This window comes from Burkholderia gladioli, assembly GCF_000959725.1.
Lineage (GTDB): Bacteria > Pseudomonadota > Gammaproteobacteria > Burkholderiales > Burkholderiaceae > Burkholderia > Burkholderia gladioli.
In genome coordinates, this window is the sequence record NZ_CP009322.1 from 588,055 (window position 1) to 605,824 (window position 17,770).

17 protein-coding genes are annotated in these 17,770 nt (G+C 65.3%); 10 read left to right on the forward strand and 7 right to left on the reverse strand.

The window, feature by feature from the left end; translation table 11 throughout:
• The first annotated feature begins 14 nt into the window (after window positions 1-14).
• The 3 genes from BM43_RS03440 (at window position 15) to BM43_RS03450 (ending at window position 2,622) form a co-directional block, all read left to right on the forward strand.
• Complete coding sequence (locus BM43_RS03440; protein ID WP_036056853.1) at window positions 15-212, forward strand: type II toxin-antitoxin system RelE/ParE family toxin; 198 nt, start codon at window positions 15-17, stop codon at window positions 210-212.
• A gap of 44 nt (window positions 213-256) precedes the next feature.
• On the forward strand, window positions 257-568 hold the full coding sequence (locus BM43_RS03445) for a HigA family addiction module antitoxin (RefSeq protein ID WP_025099219.1): 312 nt from the start codon (window positions 257-259) through the stop codon (window positions 566-568).
• Window positions 569-837: 269 nt separating this feature from the next.
• Window positions 838-2,622 carry an IlvD/Edd family dehydratase gene (locus BM43_RS03450; protein ID WP_036057395.1) on the forward strand — a complete coding sequence of 595 codons (1,785 nt, stop codon included), beginning with the start codon at window positions 838-840 and terminating at the stop codon, window positions 2,620-2,622.
• Between the two features lie 99 nt (window positions 2,623-2,721).
• On the opposite strand, the gene BM43_RS03455 is transcribed toward BM43_RS03450, so the two are convergent.
• From BM43_RS03455 to BM43_RS03465, 3 genes are all read right to left on the reverse strand, one after another.
• On the reverse strand, window positions 2,722-3,465 hold the full coding sequence (locus tag BM43_RS03455) for a FadR/GntR family transcriptional regulator (protein WP_036056852.1): 744 nt from the start codon (window positions 3,463-3,465) through the stop codon (window positions 2,722-2,724).
• Window positions 3,466-3,612: 147 nt separating this feature from the next.
• Window positions 3,613-4,461: a fumarylacetoacetate hydrolase family protein gene (locus BM43_RS03460; RefSeq protein WP_036035539.1), complete on the reverse strand. Its 849-nt coding sequence runs from the start codon at window positions 4,459-4,461 to the stop codon at window positions 3,613-3,615.
• Between the two features lie 70 nt (window positions 4,462-4,531).
• Window positions 4,532-5,266 (reverse strand): SDR family oxidoreductase, encoded by a 735-nt coding sequence (locus BM43_RS03465; protein WP_013689731.1) that lies wholly within the window; start codon window positions 5,264-5,266, stop codon window positions 4,532-4,534.
• 399 nt (window positions 5,267-5,665) lie between these two features.
• Between BM43_RS03465 and BM43_RS03470 the strand changes: the two genes are divergently transcribed.
• The 5 genes from BM43_RS03470 to BM43_RS03480 all read left to right on the forward strand — a co-directional run bounded on the left by BM43_RS03470 (window position 5,666) and on the right by BM43_RS03480 (window position 11,780).
• Window positions 5,666-8,215 (forward strand): type VI secretion system Vgr family protein, encoded by a 2,550-nt coding sequence (locus BM43_RS03470; RefSeq protein WP_042286255.1) that lies wholly within the window; start codon window positions 5,666-5,668, stop codon window positions 8,213-8,215.
• Window positions 8,215-9,069 carry a DUF4123 domain-containing protein gene (locus BM43_RS03475; RefSeq protein ID WP_036056851.1) on the forward strand — a complete coding sequence of 285 codons (855 nt, stop codon included), beginning with the start codon at window positions 8,215-8,217 and terminating at the stop codon, window positions 9,067-9,069. Before BM43_RS03470 ends, BM43_RS03475 begins: the two co-directional genes overlap by 1 nt.
• A gap of 30 nt (window positions 9,070-9,099) precedes the next feature.
• Window positions 9,100-9,585: a DUF3304 domain-containing protein gene (locus BM43_RS38465; protein WP_080742247.1), complete on the forward strand. Its 486-nt coding sequence runs from the start codon at window positions 9,100-9,102 to the stop codon at window positions 9,583-9,585.
• 99 nt (window positions 9,586-9,684) lie between these two features.
• Entirely contained in the window at window positions 9,685-10,170 is a 486-nt protein-coding gene (locus BM43_RS38470; protein ID WP_080742245.1) for a DUF3304 domain-containing protein, read from the forward strand.
• Between the two features lie 17 nt (window positions 10,171-10,187).
• Window positions 10,188-11,780, forward strand: a complete 1,593-nt coding sequence (locus BM43_RS03480; protein ID WP_036056850.1) for a T6SS phospholipase effector Tle1-like catalytic domain-containing protein — start codon at window positions 10,188-10,190, stop codon at window positions 11,778-11,780.
• 104 nt (window positions 11,781-11,884) lie between these two features.
• Here BM43_RS03480 and BM43_RS03485 read toward each other — a convergent pair whose 3' ends face one another.
• Complete coding sequence (locus tag BM43_RS03485; protein WP_013689736.1) at window positions 11,885-12,445, reverse strand: DUF4337 domain-containing protein; 561 nt, start codon at window positions 12,443-12,445, stop codon at window positions 11,885-11,887.
• 232 nt (window positions 12,446-12,677) lie between these two features.
• On the opposite strand from BM43_RS03485, the gene BM43_RS03490 reads away from it, so the two are divergent.
• Entirely contained in the window at window positions 12,678-13,178 is a 501-nt protein-coding gene (locus BM43_RS03490; protein ID WP_017919050.1) for a methylated-DNA--[protein]-cysteine S-methyltransferase, read from the forward strand.
• Window positions 13,179-13,307: 129 nt separating this feature from the next.
• Here BM43_RS03490 and msrA read toward each other — a convergent pair whose 3' ends face one another.
• From msrA to msrB, 3 genes are read right to left on the reverse strand one after another with little or no spacing between them, the layout of a single operon-like run.
• The gene (gene msrA, locus BM43_RS03495; RefSeq protein ID WP_036035095.1) at window positions 13,308-14,063 is read right to left on the reverse strand and encodes a peptide-methionine (S)-S-oxide reductase MsrA; all 756 of its coding nucleotides are present in this window, start codon (window positions 14,061-14,063) and stop codon (window positions 13,308-13,310) included.
• Window positions 14,064-14,107: 44 nt separating this feature from the next.
• Window positions 14,108-16,195 (reverse strand): cytochrome c biogenesis protein DipZ, encoded by a 2,088-nt coding sequence (locus BM43_RS03500; protein ID WP_036056849.1) that lies wholly within the window; start codon window positions 16,193-16,195, stop codon window positions 14,108-14,110.
• Between the two features lie 28 nt (window positions 16,196-16,223).
• The gene (msrB, locus tag BM43_RS03505; protein ID WP_013689741.1) at window positions 16,224-16,727 is read right to left on the reverse strand and encodes a peptide-methionine (R)-S-oxide reductase MsrB; all 504 of its coding nucleotides are present in this window, start codon (window positions 16,725-16,727) and stop codon (window positions 16,224-16,226) included.
• A gap of 310 nt (window positions 16,728-17,037) precedes the next feature.
• Here msrB and BM43_RS03510 point away from each other — a divergent pair, with 310 nt between their 5' ends.
• Window positions 17,038-17,769: a response regulator transcription factor gene (locus BM43_RS03510; RefSeq protein WP_013689742.1), complete on the forward strand. Its 732-nt coding sequence runs from the start codon at window positions 17,038-17,040 to the stop codon at window positions 17,767-17,769.
• Window position 17,770: the final 1 nt, after the last annotated feature.

Genomic DNA, 17,770 nt, shown 5'->3' on the forward strand with positions numbered 1-17,770 from the left:
ATAAGAAAAAAACCTTGCTAAACAAGGAGTCGCCGGATGGTTCGTTTGTAACTAGTAATTCAAACGACATGGGGCAACCGGGATGGCGCCTGCATCCGCTGAAGGGCGACGAGGCGGGCACGTGGGCGGTCGAGGTGAACGGTAACTGGGGATTGACCTTCATGTTCGACGGAGACGACGCCGTCCTGGTCGACTATCGCGACTATCACTGAGCGTGTAGCCGTTTCGCGTTTACGTTCATTCAAGGTACGAAAACATGTCCAAGATGTTCAACCCCCCGCACCCTGCCGAAATTCTTCGTGAAGACATCCTGCCGGCGTTGAACCTGACCGTTACCGAGGCTGCCGAGCAGCTTGGCGTCTCGCGTGTGCAGTTGTCCCGGATATTGAACGAGCGAGCCGGGATCTCGCCCGAAATGGCCCTGCGCATAGAGCAGTGGCTTGGCGTCGATCGTGGCGGGCGCGCCGATCTCTGGCTGGGCATGCAAATGGACTATGACCTCTGGCAGGCACGCAAGCACGCGCCGAAGAAAGTGAAGCGCGCCCCGGGTGAATTGAGCTTCGCTTGATGCGGCAAGGCGGTCTGCCCGCCGCGGCACGCCCCCTCTCGTTTTCCCCCTCCCGAAGCACTCGCTCCACGCCGCAAGGCGTGCTACCATCCGTTTCGGGTTACCGGTAACCAATCGACTGCGCAAGGGATGGCGCGGGAAGCGGGCAGGGCGTCACGCCTCGCCTGCCGTGCCGGGACATCAAATCAGAGGAGACGGCCGCGGGTAGCGCGGGCACACGCCTCGAGGGCGGGCCGCGGCGTCGGAACGATCAGGACATGGAGAACGAGATGACACAACAGACCAAGCGACGCCTGCGCAGCCAGGAATGGTTCGACGATCCGTCGCATGCGGACATGACCGCGCTGTACGTCGAGCGCTTCATGAACTACGGGCTCACGCGCGAGGAAATCCAGTCGGGCCGGCCGATCATCGGCATCGCGCAGACCGGCAGCGATCTCGCGCCCTGCAACCGCCACCACATCGCGCTGGCCGAGCGCGTCAAGGCCGGCATCCGCGACGCGGGCGGCATCCCGATGGAATTCCCGGTGCACCCGCTGGCCGAGCAGAGCCGCCGGCCCACCGCCGCGCTCGACCGCAACCTGGCCTACCTCGGCCTGGTGGAGGTGCTGCACGGCTTCCCGCTCGACGGCGTGGTGCTGACCACCGGCTGCGACAAGACCACCCCGGCCTGCCTGATGGCGGCCGCCACCGTCGACCTGCCGGCCATCGTGCTGTCGGGCGGCCCGATGCTGGACGGCTGGCACAACGGCCAGCGCGTCGGCTCCGGCACGGTGATCTGGCATGCGCGCAACCTGCTGGCGACCGGCGAGATCGACTACGAGGGCTTCATGGAGCTGACCACCGCGTCCTCGCCCTCGATCGGCCACTGCAACACGATGGGCACCGCGCTGTCGATGAACAGCCTGGCCGAGGCGCTCGGCATGTCCCTGCCGGGTTGCGCGAGCATCCCCGCCGCCTATCGCGAGCGCGGCCAGATGGCCTATGTCACCGGCAAGCGCATCTGCGACCTGGTGCGCGAGGACGTGCGTCCCTCGCAGATCATGACCAAGCAGGCCTTCGAGAACGCGATCGTGATCGCCTCGGCGCTGGGCGCCTCGAGCAACTGCCCGCCGCACCTGATCGCGATCGCGCGGCACGTCGGCGTGGAGCTGTCGCTCGACGACTGGCAGCGCGTCGGCGAATCGGTGCCGCTGATCGTCAACTGCATGCCGGCCGGCGAGTACCTGGGCGAGAGCTTCCACCGCGCCGGCGGCGTGCCGGCCGTGTACCACGAGCTGTCGAAGGCGGGCCTGGTGCATCGCGACTGCCTGACCGTGTCGGGCGGCACCATCGGCGAGATCGCCGATCGCTCGGCCACCAACGACCGCGACGTGATCCGCACCACCGAGACGCCGCTCAAGCACGGCGCCGGCTTCATCGTGCTGTCGGGCAACTTCTTCGACAGCGCGATCATGAAGATGTCGGTGGTGGGCGAGGCCTTCCGCCAGACCTACCTGAGCGAGCCGGGCTCGGAGAATGCCTTCGAGGCGCGCGCGATCGTGTTCGACGGCCCCGAGGACTACCACGCGCGCATCAACGATCCGTCGCTGGAGATCGACCAGCACTGCATCCTGGTGATCCGCGGCGCGGGCACGGTCGGTTACCCGGGCAGCGCCGAGGTGGTCAACATGGCGCCGCCGGTCTCGCTGGTGCGCGAGGGCATCACCTCGCTGCCGACGCTGGGCGACGGCCGCCAGAGCGGCACCTCGGCCAGCCCCTCGATCCTCAACATGTCGCCCGAAGCGGCCGTCGGCGGCGGACTCGCGCTGCTGCGCACGGGCGACCGGATCCGCGTCGACCTGAACGCGCGCAAGGTGGATGTGCTGGTCGACGATGGCGAGCTGGCGCGCCGCCGCGAGACCGTCGAGTTCAAGATCCCGCCGGCGCAGACGCCGTGGCAGGAGCTTTATCGGCAGACGGTGGGGCAGTTGTCGACGGGCGGCTGCCTGGAGCCGGCCACGCTGTACCTGAAGGTGGTCGAGACGCGCGGCAACCCGCGGCATTCGCACTGAGCAATCGCGCAAGGCAAGCAAAAACGCCGACGGTGTCGCACCGTCGGCGTTGTTGTTCGTGTCGTTCGGTTCGCGTCGAGAAGACGCCGCCGCGGCGGCTTACTTGAACTGCCCCGCCAGGCGCTGCTCGGCATGCTGCATGTGCAGGCCCATCGCGAGGCTGATGCGGCGCACGTCGCGTTCGTTGAGCGCGGCGTAGATCTCCTCGTGCTCGTCCATCGACTCGGCCCACCACTGCGTGCTGAAGAAGTGCTGCTCGAGCGTCATGTAGAGCGGCGTGGTGCGATGGATCCACAGCTGGTCGAGCAGCACCACGTAGGCGCTGTTGCCCGAGGCCTCGGCCAGACTCAGGTGGAACTGCCGATCGTATTCGTTGAGCTGCGGGTCGCCCACCTTGCCGGCGCGCAGCTTCTCCAGGCGCGCCAGCACGGTCTCGATCTGCGCGTCGGAGGCGTGGCGCACGGCCTGGATCGCGATCTCGGGCTCCAGGTAGGCACGCGCGCGGATCACGTCGAACGGCGAGACCGCGTGCATGCGCGGCGCGGCCGCCGGGTTCGCCGCGTCGGCGGCGTTCGTGGCATTGGCCGTCGCCGCGGCGGCCGCCGGCTTGCCGCGCTGCTTGACGAAGATCCCCGAGCCGCTGCGCACCTCGATGCTGCCTTCGATTTCCAGCGCGATCAGCGCCTCGCGCAGCGAGGAACGGCTCACGCCGAGCCGCGCGCTGAGATCGCGTTCGGCCGGCAGCCGCTCGCCGACGATGAACTCGCCGGCGTCGATCAGTTCGGTGATCTGCGCGGCGATCTGGCTATAGAGCCGTTTCGTTTCGATCGGCTGGAAGGGCATGGCGAGCTCGACGGGTTGGCCGGCGGATTGAGAGGAGCGGCCCGCGCCGGTGGGCGCGGGGCGCACATTATAGGACAACGCCCGGCGCCGGCCGCTGGCGGGCCGACGCCGGGCGTCGCGCATCGATGCAGGGCGCGAGGCCGCCGCTTACAGCTTGAACGGCACCACCGTCTGCTGCTGCTCGCCGAGGCCCTCGATGCCGAGCTTGACCACGTCGCCGGCGCGCAGGAACTGCGGCGGCTTCATGCCCATGCCGACGCCGGGCGGCGTGCCGGTGGTGATCACGTCGCCGGGCATCAGCGTCATGAACTGGCTCAGGTGGCTGACGATCTCGGCCACGTCGAAGATCATGGTGCTGGTGCTGCCGTTCTGCACGCGCTTGCCGTTGACCTCGAGCCACATCGACAGGGCCTGCACGTTCGGTACCTCGTCGCGCGTGACCAGCCACGGGCCGATCGGGCCGAAGGTATCGCAGCCCTTGCCCTTGTCCCATTGCGGCGTGCGTTCGAGCTGGAAGTGGCGCTCGCTGACGTCGTTGATGGTGACGTAGCCGGCCACGTGCTGGAGCGCCTGCTCGCGCTCGACATAGCGCGTGACGCTGCCGATCACGATGCCCAGCTCGACTTCCCAATCGGTCTTCTCGGAGCCGCGCGGCAGCATGATCGGGTCGTTCGGCCCCTGGATGCACGAGATCGCCTTGGTGAACACCACCGGCTCCTTGGGCACCGGCTGGCCGGTTTCGGCGGCGTGGTCGGAGTAGTTCAGGCCGATCGCGAGGAACTTGCCGACGCCGTTGACGGGGCAGCCATAACGCGGCGCGCCTTCGACCAGCGGCAGCGACGCGACGTCGAGCGCGCGCAGCTTGGCGAGCGAGGCTTCGTCGAGCGTGGCGGGCGTGATGTCGGCGATGACGCCGCTCAGGTCGCGCAGCTTGCCGTCCTGATCGACGAGGGCCGGCTTTTCGCTGCCGGGCTGGCCATAACGGGCGAGTTTCATGAGGTGAGGCTCCTGGTGAATCCGGTGAAGACGGAAGGGAAATGCGGTTTCGTATCGGCGCGAGCGAGGCTCAGATCGTCATGCCGCCGTCGACCGAGTAGGTCTGGCCCGTGACGAAGGCTGCATCGTCGCTGGCGAGGAAGGTGACGATCGGCGCGATCTCGTCGGCGCGCGCGATGCGGCCCATCGGCTGGCGCGCCACGAAGGCGGCGCGCGCGGCGACCGGGTCGTCGTAGGCGTTGATGCGCTGCTGCAGCGAGGGCGTGTCGACCGTGCCCGGCGAGATCGCGTTGCAGCGGATGCCCTTGAGCACGTAGTCGGCGGCCACCGCCTTGGTCAGACCGATCACGGCCGCCTTCGAGGCGCCGTAGACGAAGCGGTTCGGCAGGCCGCGGATGCTGCTCGCCACGCTGGCCATGTTGACGATGCTGCCGCCGCCGTTCTTCAGCATGGCGGGCAGGGCGGCGCGGATGGTCCAGAACATCGAGCGCACGTTGAGATCGAAGGCGAAGTCCCAATCCTCGTCGCTGGCCTCGAGGATGGTGCCGTTGTGGACGAAGCCGGCGCAGTTGAACAGCACGTCCACGCGCGGCAGGCCGGCGAAGAAGCCGTCGATCGCGGCGCGGTTCATCACGTCGAGCGGCGCGGTCTGCACGTTGGCGACGCCCTCGAACGACTTCAGCAGCTCGGGCTTGACGTCGGTCGCCCAGACCTGCGCACCCTCGCGCGCCAGCGCCAGCACCGCCGCCTGTCCGATCCCCGCGCCCGCGGCCGTGACGACGGCCACCTTGCCTTCCAGTCTCATCGTGTCTCCTGTGCGTATCCGGTTGTGGTCCGGATGAAATTGGCCGGACCAGTGGGCCAGATGCGATCTTAACGGGGAATCGGGCGGATGACGAGGGGGAGCGGCTGCGGGTTTTCCCTTGTGGCTGTATTTTGTTGAAATTAATGGTTATTTTCTTCCATGTTGTACGCTTCTTCAGGTGAAGAAGTGTGGGTGCCGCGTTTTGTCGATTGAATGGATCGGACGTAAAGATATATTTTTCTGGTCTGTCATTCGGGCTGCGTAATAACAGCGCGGAGGCACGGCCAACCTGACGTTGATTAACGTCCCGCCGCGACCAGCTTCATAAAATTGCGCCCGAGCGTCGGATGGAGCACTCCATCGACATGACAAGAGCGAATAAAACAGAAGGGTTTAGCGATGGACGCGCATCAATGGGCGCAAGGCATCAGCCGCGGCTGGCTTCAGCAGGATCGCCTGCTGAAGCTGGATTCTCCGTTGGAGGCCACGGTCTTGCTGCCGCTGCGCGCGAGCGGATCGGCGCGGCTGGGGCGACATTTCGAATTCACGGTCGACGTCGCGTCTCGCGACGACACGCTCGAACTCAAGGCCTTGATTGCCCGGCCGGTCACGCTCTGGATCCAGCAATCGGACAAATCGTATCGACCGCATCATGGCTACGTTCATACGGCGCGACGGCTTGGTGCCGACGGCGGGCTGAGCAGCTACCAGCTCGGTTTCGCCTCCTGGATGCACTTCCTGAAGTTTCGTCGCGACCAGCGGATCTGGCAGGATCGCCCGGCCGACGATATCGTCGCCGATGTGTTCAACCGGCATCCCCAGGCGCGAGGCGCGTTTCGCTTCGATCTTGTCGAGGCGCTGCCGCCGCGTTCGTTCTGCCGCCAGGACGAGAGCGACTGGAATTTCGTGCATCGCCTGCTAGAGGACGAAGGGCTTTACGGCTTCTGGGAGCAGGCGGCGGATGGGCGCTCGCATACGCTGGTCGTCACCGATCGACTGACGGCGCTTGCCCCCGCCGACGTCGTGCGTTTTTCCCGAGCCGATACGCGGAGCGAGGCGGACGCGCTGACTCAATGGTCGGGCAGCCGCACGCTGCAGAGCACCTTGTACACGACCCGAACCTTCGACTACAAACGTCCGGCGCCCGCCGTCAATCCCAAAGGCACGAACCTGCCGACGCAGGCGAATCAGGGCGCGCTGCCGGCGCAGGCCGAGGTGTATGAATACACGGGCGCGTATCGCTACCTGGAGCAGGCGCGCGGCGACGCGCTCACGCGGATCCGGATGGAGGAATGGGAATCGCGCGCCAAGCGTTTCGTGGGCGAGGGCGGTTTGCGGGCGATCGACGCCGGCCGACGATTCACGCTGCTGGATCATCCCGAGCACGACCGGGATCCGGCGAATCAGCGCGAATTCGCCGTGATCGAGGTGAAGTGGCTGATCGCGAACAACCTCCCTGGGGCGGCCGGCGGCGCGCGCTTTCCGCAGGATCTGCAGGCCTCGATCGATGAGGCACGCGCGGGTGAATCGAACGATACGTTCGCCGTGCCGCATTTCGACGGGTCGAGCGGTTACTACCGAATCTGGATCGAGGCCCAGCGCAGCAGCGTGCCGTTCCGCAGCCCGTTCGAACATCGCAAGCCCGTCACGCATCTGGAGACGGCGATCGTCGTCGGGCCGCGCGGCGAGGAAGTCCATACCGACCAACTCAATCGCATCAAGGTGCATTTCGTGTGGGATCGCCGCAATCCGGGCGATGCCGGTGCGTCGTGCTGGGTGCGTGTCGTGCAGTCGGATACGGGCGGGGGTTATGGCGCGGTTCATCCTCCTCGTGTCGGCGAGGAGGTTCTGATCGACTACGTGGGCGGCGATTGCGATCGGCCCGTTGCGGTCGCTCGGGTCTACAACGGCGCGACGCAGCCGCAATGGCATTCGAACGGCCTCCTGTCCGGCTATCGCTCGAAGGAATATGGCGGCAGTGGATACAACCAGCTCGTGCTCGATGATGCGACCGGCCAGAACCGCGTGCAGTTGTACAGCAGCCAGGGCAACTCGCAACTGCATCTCGGGTATCTGATCCAGCAGACTGGCAACGCGCGCGGCGAATACCTGGGCTCCGGATTCGACCTGCGCACGGATAGTCATGGCGCGGTGCGGGCCACGCGTGGACTGTATCTGGGCACGCATGCCAAGAGCGCCGGCAGTCAGCCTCTCGATGTGCGCGAGGCGCAGCAACAGTTGGTGAACGCGGAGAGCGTGATCGAGGCGCTGTCGCAGGCGAGCGAGGCCCATCAAGCCGACAGCCTGGCCGCGGGCCATGATGCGTTGAAACAGTACACCGATGCCACCCAGGACACGGTAGCCGGCAACGCTTCGGGCGGCCGAACGGCTGGAGGCGGCACGGGTAACGCGAATGCCTTCAAGCAGCCCGTGATGTTGATGGCGAGCCCGGCGGGCATCGCGATGTCGACGCAGCAGTCGGCTCATCTGGCTGCCGAGCGGCATATCAACGTGGTGAGCGGGCAGGGCGTGCATGTGGCGGCCGGCAAGTCGTTGGTCGCCGGCGTCGCGGACCGCATCAGCCTGTTCGTGCAGAACGCCGGCATGAAGTTGTTCGCGGGGAAGGGCAAGGTCGAGATTCAGGCCCATGCGGACAATGTCGAGTTGACGGCCCGGAAGACGGTGAAGGTCCTGGCGGCGACCGAGACGATCGAGGTGGCCGCGGAGCGGGAGATCCTGCTGACGTCGGGTGGTGCCTACATCCGGCTGGCGGGCGGCAATATCGAAATCCATGCGCCGGGCAAGATCGACGTGAAGGGCGGGACGCATGCCTTCAGCGGGCCTGCCCGCATGCCGTATTCGATGCCGGTGCCGTCTGACGCGGTCTGTGTGCCGTGCCTGATGAAGCAGGCTGCTGCCCGCAGTGCCTTCGTCACTCAGGGGGCGTGATGGAGCTGCGAACCGTGTTTGAGGAAGCGCGCGATCTGGCGGCAAGGCTGTATGTGCTTGCCGCGCCTTTGCATAACGACAGTCTGCCCGGGGCGTTGTCGGATAGGCCGGATCATGTCGTCTGCCTGATGGACGGCGGAGCCGATGTGCAGGCCGTGTCGCCGCATCTTGTCCATATTCCGTTCGATCATTTCGAAGCCGCTCGTGAATGGCTCGAACAGCATGGGCCGGCGTCGCCCTGTGCGATGGTGATTGCCTCGCCCTTGTCGTTGGCGGAGTTCGAGGCACATCTGAAACCGCTGCTGCGGGTCCGCTTGCCGGATGACACGCCTATCGTGCTCGCCTGCTGGGATCCGTCGATTCTTGCGACGCTGGCGGGGTCGTCGGAAGACGATGATCTGTTCGTGAAGGGGCCGGTGCTATCCGAGGCGCAGCGTCAGACGTTTTTCGCGCCGGTGCTGCGTTGGTGGTATTGGGATCGTCATGGGAGGCTGCGTCAGATCGATTGGAGGCAGGATGAGGTGCTTGCAGAGTCGGTGGCGCTTCGGCCGCCGTTCAGGTTGGAGCAGGCGCAGGTCGATGATCTGATCGAGGCGAGCGTTCCGGATAATTTGCTGTTGCATCTCAACGAACGCGATTCATCGACGTTTGCCGCGATCCCGGAGCGGGAGCGTTACGGATTCGTGTGTCGCCAGATCGAGCGTGCGCGACGATTTGGTATCGAAGGGCTCGGGGTGCAGGTGGAATACTGTGCGCTGGCTGCGCGGCATGGAGAGGTGTTCGATGAGTCCCCTGAGGGCGCGGTTTTGTTGAGGCGGTTGATGGCGGCGACGAGCGATGGGCGGCAAACGTGAATGCGGTATTGGTCGGTGGGAATACGCAAGATGATCTTGGATAGGTTTCCGCGGTTGGGATTTGTGGTTGGCGCTGCTGCTTTTACGCTGACCGCTTGTGCGGGATCCAATGGCACGGCTGACGATTCCTTTGTCGGTGGTGGGCAAGCGCTCGCAATGGTGCCGGCTAATCATGTCAATCGCTGGGCTGTGAACATCTATGTCGACAAATACTGGGCAGGGGATGTGAGTCCACAAGGGGGTGGTGCAAAAGCGGCATGCTGCTTCCCGGGGATGATGGATTGGAGCAAACCTGTCACGGTGACTTGGATCTGGGATGCTGTAGAGGACCCTAAAACCAAGGCAGTAGTAACACCGGAAGAAGCGCACAGCGTTCAAGTAAATTTTCCTGCAGGTGGCCCACATCAGGAATCTGACTGGCATAAAGCAGATGCGTATCTGTGCATCATATTGCGAGACCGCAATAGGGCTGCCTTGGAATTTGCGTCCAGTGGATCGGATTGCATGAGCAAGTGAGCCGCTAGAGGGCCAATCATGGCTTTTCGGCAAGCAGGGGAACCAGAAAACTTTGGGCAGAAAACTTAATCACAGCATTGACCGGTGGGAATATACAAGATGATCTTGAAAAGATTTCGGCGTTTGAGGCTTACGATCGGCACCGCGGTTTTTACGCTGACCGCTTGTGCGGGATCCAACGCCATGCCTGATGATCCCCTTGCTGGGGGCGGGCAAGCGCTCGCAATGGTCGCGGCTAATCATGTCGATCGCTGGGCTGTAAATATTTATGTCGAAAAGTACTGGGCGGCGGATGTCGGTCCGAAGGGAGGGGGATCAGCAGCAACATGTTGTTTTCCGGGTATGAAGGACTGGAATCATCCAGTCACAGTGACGTGGTATTGGGATGTCCTCAGAGATCCGAAAACCAAGGCTATAGTCGCACCGAAAGAAAAGCGCAGCGTTCAAGTGAGTTTCCCGGCAAGCGGTCCACATCAAGACCCTGACTGGCACAAGGCGGATGCCTATCTGTGCGTCATTTTGCGAGATGATGACACTGCCGCGCTGGCATTTTCGCCGAGTCGATCGGGATGCATGAACAAATAAGTCTTCCGAGGAAAAAGATGTCTATTAGACAAGCTGGGGCGCCGGCCACCGACGACGAAATCAAACGGGCTGCAATTGACGGCTCCACAAAGCGCATCTTGCGTCAACAGCCTATTGATCGGGAAGATTCCATTGCTTGTCGACTTTACCCAGCCTTGTCTTTCTTTTTTGATGGTACGAATAACAATATGGAGCGTGATAGGCTGCTCAATAAACATTCAAATGTTGCAAAATTGTTTCGCGCGGCACTGATCCCGAATCGATTTGAATTAAAGCCCACTTATCTTCCCGGCGTAGGAACATCATTCAAATTCATCAAAGTGGCTGGCTATACGGATCATTTGAAAGATGACGAGGGCGGGGTGCTTGGGCTTGGGCTTGGAGCCGGTGGAGATCTACGAATCAGGTTTGCCCTTGGCGAGTTCTCGCGATTGCTGGAGGTCGAATTTGGGCCGGGATCATGGGCGCACATGCGTGAAGTCACTGTGGCGATTTTCGGGTTCTCGCGTGGTGCGACTGAGGCCCGCGCCTTTGCGCGGAGACTCATTGAGCAGAAATGTATCAATAGAAATGGTCTGTTCTATTGGCGGGCGCCAAATGGTGTTCATATACCGCTGCGAATCAATTTCATGGGGATTTTTGACACGGTTGCGTCCGTTGGAGGGCCAGCCTTACATTTGGATTGGGCATCAGAACTAGCAATTCCACCAGCGGTGGAGCGTTGCATGCACTTTGTTGCGGCACATGAGGTACGACGAGCATTTCCACTCGATTCAGTGCGAATCGATGCGGCTTATCCAAGTAACTGCGTCGAGGTAGTGTATCCGGGCGTACATTCTGACGTCGGCGGTGGCTACGGTCCAGACGAGCAAGGACGCGACAAGGATCTGTCTTATGTCCCATTACGTCACATGCTTGCCGAGGCGCTGCGAGCCGGGGTGCCAATGATGGCTCTCGATGAGATGCCAGATGACAGTATTTTAGACTTCCAATTGGATGACGACGCGCCCGTCGTGAATCTCTACAACGACTACATGGCAGCGCTTCCCGCAGCACCCGGCAGCGACCTCGAATCCTTGATCCAACCTCACCGTTATCTGAATTTCCGGTGGCGCAGCATCCTGGCTCGCCACCAGGCGGACGAGCGTGTGCTGGGGCATCTATACGAAAAGGTCGGTGCCGCATTCTGCTCCACCGTCCCGGCCGGATCCGACGAAGACCACCCAGCCTGCCAGCCGAACGAATGGGTATATGACGTCCCGAAGAACCCGGAAGAACAGGCCAAGCAGCTTTTACGCGAGCAGCGACGACTGGAGCGGCATATCGAATTCCTTCGCAATCCGATCGAGCCGCGAGCCGGCAATCGCTCATATCCTCCGCAGCCGCGCGAGTTGCGCCCCTACGAAAAAATGATCCTGGCGGCCTGGGACGAGGCCGGCACGATACCCTTGGCGGTAGATCAGCTATTGGCGGAACACATTCACGAATCGGTTGCCGCCTTCACGTCCTGGCCGTGTGCCCTTTGGGATCAACGTGGGATTTACTGCGACAGGACACGCTACATGGCGCAAAACGATCCCATCACACCCGACGACGCGGCTGTCGCTTGAAAACGCTCCGCGCCAGGCTGGCGGCAAAGCCGCGAGCGTGTCTTCTCGATGCGTGAATTCGAGCCGTCGGCGCAAAGCCGCCGATGACACGACCAACCTCGCACCTAGATATTCAAGAACGCCGCCACCGAAACCGCGACCCCCGCCAATCCCGCCAGCCCGACGAACATGAACAGCCGCCGGCTGCCCGTCAGCGAGGTGATCGCCGCCAGCGAGATGGCCGCGCTGATCAAGGCCAGCGCCTGCCCGAACATATGCTGCGGATGTTCCTTGCTGGCCGACTTGCGATTGGCCTCGTCGACCTGCCGTTCGAGATCCTTGGCCTTGTCCGAAATGTCCTTCTTGCGCGCGTTGTACTTGTCGATCTGCTCGCGGAAGCGCGCCTGCTTTTCCGGGCCGGCCAGCTCGGCCGCGACTTCCATCATGTGCCCCTTGTTCGACTGCGCCTGGTAGAGGTTCCATTGATCGCTGGCCTGGCTCTGCAGCAGAACGGCGTCGTTCTTGTACATCAGTGCCTGGGTCTGCAGCACGCCTTCCTCGTAGTGCAGCAGGCTGGCCAGCGCGGCGAGGATGGCGGTGAAGACCGCCACCCAGCGGGAGAGCGGATCGCCCGAGCGGGCGGCGTGTTCGACGGCGTGATCGTGGGGAGCGTGTTCGTGCGACATGGTGAGTCTCGGTGCGTCGGTGTAAGTGTTGAAAGCCTCACGCCGCCTGGGCGAGCGCGTGTTTTGGGGCCGGCCATTATGGCAGGCTCGCGGGGCGGGTCACATATCGATTCGCCGGTCCACGAATGTATCGATTCGTCGATCGAATTCAAGCGCAAGATCCGGGCACGCCTCGTCGCGCGTTTGCCGCTACACTGGCGCGGTTGGTATCAGGCAGGACAGGAGAAAGCCCATGTCTCAGGTATGTAAACGGATCCCGTCGCCGGTCGGCGAGCTGACCCTGGTCGCGCGCGACGACAAGCTGGTCGCGATCCTCTGGGAGAACGACCGACCCACGCGCGTGAAGCTCGGCCCGATGCGCGACGACGACGAGCACCCGGTGCTGGTCGAGACGGCACGCCAGTTGCGCGAATACTTCGCCGGCCAGCGCACCGATTTCGCACTCGACATCGAATTCCACGGCACCGAATTCCAGAAACGCGTCTGGAACGCCTTGCTGACGATTCCCTTCGGCGAGACGCGCAGCTATCGCGACATCGCCGTGCAGGTCGGCAACCACAAGGCGACGCGCGCGGTTGGCGCCGCCAACGGCCGCAATCCGCTGTCGATCGTGGCGCCCTGCCATCGCGTGATCGGCACCTCGGGCGAGCTGACCGGCTTCGCCGGCGGCAAGGACAAGAAGGCCGCGCTGCTCGCGCTGGAATCCAACGCGCGCCAGCCGATGCTGTTCTGACGCGATCGGCAGGCAGAACCGACGCAGCCGACACGAAGGTCGCGTTTCCCGCCGATCCTCCCACGCAAAAAAACGGCCTGACGGGGCGCTTCCCCGTCAGGCCGTTTTGCTTCGACGCCGTGCGCCGCCTCAGTTCTTCGCGTAGAGCACCGGCGTATTCACATACCACTTCGGGTACTGCGTCTTCAGCGCCGCCACCTTCGGCAGGTCGTTGATCACGATGTACGGATAGTCGGGATGATTGACCAGGAAGTCCTGGTGATACCCCTCGGCCGGATAGAAGCTCTTGCCCATCTCGATCTTGGTGACGATCGGCGAGGAGAAGGTATGCGCGTTGCCGAGCTGGGCGATGTAGGCCGTCGCGATCGACTGCTGCTGCGCGTCGACCGGGAAGATCGCCGAGCGGTACTGGGTGCCGCTGTCGGGCCCCTGGCGGTTCAACTCGGTCGGATCGTGCGCCACCGAGAAGAAGATCTGCAGCAGCCGGCCATAGCTGATCTGGGTCGGGTCGTAGACGATCCGCACCGATTCGGCATGCCCCGTATCGCCTTCGCTGACGGTTTCGTATTGCGCCGTCGAGGCCGCGCCGCCCGCGTAGCCGGCAGCCACCTGCTTGACGCCGGCCACGTGCTCGAACACGCCTTGCACGCCCCAGAAGCAGCCGCCCGAGAACACCGCGGTTTCGGTATGGCTCGCGCCGGGTTTCTCGTCGAGCGTGGGCATCGGCAGCGGCTTGACGTTTTCGGCCAGCGCGGCCGGCTGCCAGCCGAAGGCGACCGCCGTCACCGCGCCGATCGCGGCGATGCTGCCGACGATGCGCGTGATCAGGCGCAGCCGCGCGCGCGGCGCGCCGGCGGGGGAGGATGAGCGTTGCTTGCTGTTCATGGTCTGGACTCCTTGCGGAAATCGGTTCGGGTTGGGCATCGGGTTCAACCGAAGGTGAAGGCGAAGGCCTGCACGCCCGGGTCGAGGAATTCGATCGAGAAAGTGTGGTCGACGATCGGGCCGGACTGGCGGATCAACTGGTAGAGACGCTGGCCGGTCACGGTGCCGACGCCGTCGGCGTTCACGTCGGCGCCGTGCGAGGCGCCCGGCGCGGTGCCGTCGATCGTCACGCGAAAGCGCACCGGCGCGCCGTTCTTGCCCGGGCCGAGCACCAGGTGCAGGTCGCGGGCATGGAAGCGGTAGACGATCCGGCCGCCCGGCTTGGCCAGCGTGGCCTGCTGCTCGGCCACGCTCCAGGCGCCGGCCAGGCCCCAGTCGTCCAGGCCCGGCTGCGCGGGGGCCGCGTAGTCATGCTCGCGGTCGTGCAACTGGCCGCCCGGCGAGCTGAAGTTCTCGGCGCGCGCATAACCTACATAGGTTTCCGGCGAACGCATGTCGGCGTTGTCCGCGGCGGCTTGCGCGCCGCTGGCCGCCGGGCCGTCGATGCCGAGCGGGACCTGGGCCGCGTCCGGGTGGCCGGCCTCGACGAGCAGTTGCTGGATCGCGCGTTCGGATTGCACATAGTCGCCCTCGCCGAAGTGGTGGTAGCGGACCCGGCCCTGCGCGTCGATGAAGTAGTGCGCCGGCCAGTACTCGTTGTTGAAGGCGCGCCAGATCGAGTAGCCGTTGTCGATCGCGACCGGATAGGTCACGCCGAGGTCGTGCGTGGCCTTCTTCACGTTGCCGATGTCGCGCTCGAAGGCGAACTCGGGCGCGTGCACGCCGATCACCACCAGCCCGTCGTTGCGATACTTGCGGGCCCAGGCCTTCACGTAGGGCAGGGTGCGCAGGCAGTTGATGCAGGAGTAGGTCCAGAAGTCGACCAGCACCACCTTGCCGCGCAGCGAGGCGTTGGTGAGCGGCGGCGAGTTCAGCCACTCGGTGGCGCCCGCCAGCGACGGCGCATCGCCCTCGACCGGCAGGGCCGGCGCCGAGACGCGCAGCATCGCCGCATTCTGGCGGGCCGATTGCGTGGCGGCCGACATCATGGCGTTGCCGTTGTCGGCGCTGGGGCTGGCGCCGTTGACGGCGGCGCGCATCGCGTCGCCGGCGGCCATCATGGCGTTGCCGTTGCCCGCACCGCCGTGGTTGGCGGCGGCGCGCATCGCGTCGCCGGCGGCCATCATGGCGTTGCCGTTGCCTGCATCGCCGTGGTTGGCGGCGGCGCGCATCGCGTCACCGGCGGCCATCATCGACGGGCCGCTACCGCCCGCCACGTCGCCACCATTCGCATTGCCGTTGGCCGCCATCATGGCCGGCCCGTTCGCGTCGGCGGGAGCGTTGCCATGCATGGCATTGCCGCGCGGCGCGAAGCGGTCGACCAGCGACTGCTCGAGTCCGCCCGTGGCGATCGTCGAGACCTGGGTCAGCACGCCGGTATCGAGCCCGAGCGCGATCGCGCCGACCCCGGCCAGCATCGCCACGCCCAGCCCGCGCCGAACCCATTCACCGGCGCCCAGCGAGCGCTTCATCGCCGCGAACAGCTTGCCGCCGATCAGCAGGGCCGCCGCCAGCGAGGTGGCCGCGCCGGCCGCGTAGGCCACCAGCAGCAGGGTGGTGCCCACGCTGGCGCCGCGCAGCGCCGCGCCGGTCAGCACCAGGCCCAGAATCGGGCCGGCGCAGGGCGCCCACAGCAGGCCGGTGGCCACGCCCAGCAGCAGCGAGGGGCCGATGCTGCCGCGCCCGTCCTGCTCGGCGTTCGAGGCCACGCCGCTCAGGCGGTTGCCGAGCTCGACCAGCGGCCGCGTCAGGTGCTCGGCCAGGCGCGGGAACAGCAGGGTCAGGCCGAACACGCCGACCAGCGCGATGGCGATCCAGCGCCCCGCCTGGTTGGCCTGGGCGATCCAGCCGCCGCCCACGGCGGCCAGCGTGGCCACCGCCGCGAAGGTCACGGCCATGCCGACCAGCAGCGGTAGCCCGTTACGCAGGAACGGGCGGTCCGCGCGGGCGAACACGAAGGGCAGCACCGGCAGGATGCAGGGGCTCACGATGGTGAGCACGCCGCCGAGATAGGCGAGGACGAGGAGCAGCATGGCGGGGTCCTGGAGGGAAGGGCGGCGCTCAGGCCGAGGACGGACGGAAGCTCATGGCCGTGCCGTTCATGCAGTAGCGCAGGCCGGTCGGCTTGGGGCCGTCGTCGAACACGTGGCCGAGGTGGCCGGCGCAGCGGCGGCAGCGCACCTCGGTGCGGATCACGCCGAACGAGGTGTCGGTATCGGTCGTCACCGCGTGGTCGAGCGGCGCCCAGAAGCTCGGCCAGCCGGTGCCGCTGTCGAACTTGGTCTTCGAGGAGAACAGCGCGATCCCGCAGCCGGCGCAGGAGAAGGTGCCCGGGCGATGCTCGTCGTTGAGCGGGTTGCTATACGGGCGTTCGGTTCCCGCCTCGCGCAGGACCGTGTATTGTGCGGGCGTGAGGCGCTTGCGCCATTCGGCATCGGACAGCACCAGCTCGGCCGGCGCGGCCGGCTTCGGGGGCTGTTGCGCGAATACGCCGTTGCGCGTGAGCGCGGCCACGGCGCCGGCGAAGGCGGCGCCGGTCAGCAGGAAACGTCGGCGGCTGGTCATGGTGGACTCCTGTCGAACCAAGGGTTGATGCCGCATAGAGTAAGGACGCGGCGGTCGCGAAGTCCTCACGGAAAGTTAAAGTTTTCGTGATAATTCGACGGGCAGGCCCTGTTGTGGCCCGAATGTAAGACCCGCGGCAAGGGCTCGGCCCGGCGCCGCGAATGTTCACGAAACCGTGACGACTCGCCGGCGCGGATCGCGGAGAATCGTCGTGACGGCGGCCCGCGCCCCTTCGGGCAGCCGCATCGGCCATGCCCGGCGCTGCCCCTGGCGGCGCCCCGTGGCCGGCCTGGCCCCTTTCCTGACGCGTATGGACCCACAGAAACGCATCCTGATCGTCGAAGACGATGCCGATATCGCCGAGGTGCTCGCGCTGCACCTGCGCGACGAACGCTACGAGGTGGTGCACTGCGCCAACGGCGACGACGGCCTGCGCCGCCTAGAGCAAGGCAACTGGGACGCGCTGATCCTGGACCTGATGCTCCCCGGCGTCGACGGCCTGGAAATCTGCCGCCGGGCGCGCGCGATGGAGCGCTACACGCCGATCATCATCATCAGCGCGCGCTCGAGCGAGGTGCACCGGATCCTCGGCCTCGAGCTGGGCGCCGACGACTACCTCGCCAAGCCGTTCTCGATGCTGGAGCTGGTGGCGCGCGTGAAGGCGCTGCTGCGGCGCGTCGAGGCGCTGTCGCGCGACACGCGCTCGGAGGCGGGGCGCGTCGACGTGGGCGGCCTCACGCTCGATCCGCTCACGCGCGAGGCGGCGGTGGACGGCGCGGCGATCGACCTGACGCCGCGCGAATTCGACCTGCTGTACCACTTCGCCCGCCATCCCGGCAAGGCCTTCTCGCGCACCGACCTGCTCAATGCCGTCTGGGGCTACCAGCACGAGGGCTACGAACACACCGTGAATACCCACATCAACCGGCTGCGCGCCAAGATCGAGGCCGATCCGGCCCAGCCGGCGCGGATCCTGACCGTCTGGGGGCGCGGCTACAAGCTGGTCGCGCCGGGCCCGGCCGAAGCCGGCAAGGACGCCTGAG

Coding starts and splice junctions, on each gene's coding strand:
- BM43_RS38465 (WP_080742247.1), top strand. CDS start 9,100: ATGATCTTGGATAGGTTTCCGCGGTTGGGATTTGTGGTTGGCGCTGCT.
- BM43_RS03480 (WP_036056850.1), top strand. CDS start 10,188: ATGTCTATTAGACAAGCTGGGGCGCCGGCCACCGACGACGAAATCAAA.
- BM43_RS03465 (WP_013689731.1), bottom strand. CDS start 5,266: ATGAGACTGGAAGGCAAGGTGGCCGTCGTCACGGCCGCGGGCGCGGGG.
- BM43_RS38470 (WP_080742245.1), top strand. CDS start 9,685: ATGATCTTGAAAAGATTTCGGCGTTTGAGGCTTACGATCGGCACCGCG.
- msrA (WP_036035095.1), bottom strand. CDS start 14,063: ATGAACAGCAAGCAACGCTCATCCTCCCCCGCCGGCGCGCCGCGCGCG.
- msrB (WP_013689741.1), bottom strand. CDS start 16,727: ATGACCAGCCGCCGACGTTTCCTGCTGACCGGCGCCGCCTTCGCCGGC.
- BM43_RS03485 (WP_013689736.1), bottom strand. CDS start 12,445: ATGTCGCACGAACACGCTCCCCACGATCACGCCGTCGAACACGCCGCC.
- BM43_RS03500 (WP_036056849.1), bottom strand. CDS start 16,195: ATGCTGCTCCTCGTCCTCGCCTATCTCGGCGGCGTGCTCACCATCGTG.
- BM43_RS03445 (WP_025099219.1), top strand. CDS start 257: ATGTCCAAGATGTTCAACCCCCCGCACCCTGCCGAAATTCTTCGTGAA.
- BM43_RS03490 (WP_017919050.1), top strand. CDS start 12,678: ATGTCTCAGGTATGTAAACGGATCCCGTCGCCGGTCGGCGAGCTGACC.
- BM43_RS03470 (WP_042286255.1), top strand. CDS start 5,666: ATGGACGCGCATCAATGGGCGCAAGGCATCAGCCGCGGCTGGCTTCAG.
- BM43_RS03475 (WP_036056851.1), top strand. CDS start 8,215: ATGGAGCTGCGAACCGTGTTTGAGGAAGCGCGCGATCTGGCGGCAAGG.
- BM43_RS03460 (WP_036035539.1), bottom strand. CDS start 4,461: ATGAAACTCGCCCGTTATGGCCAGCCCGGCAGCGAAAAGCCGGCCCTC.
- BM43_RS03455 (WP_036056852.1), bottom strand. CDS start 3,465: ATGCCCTTCCAGCCGATCGAAACGAAACGGCTCTATAGCCAGATCGCC.
- BM43_RS03450 (WP_036057395.1), top strand. CDS start 838: ATGACACAACAGACCAAGCGACGCCTGCGCAGCCAGGAATGGTTCGAC.
- BM43_RS03510 (WP_013689742.1), top strand. CDS start 17,038: ATGGACCCACAGAAACGCATCCTGATCGTCGAAGACGATGCCGATATC.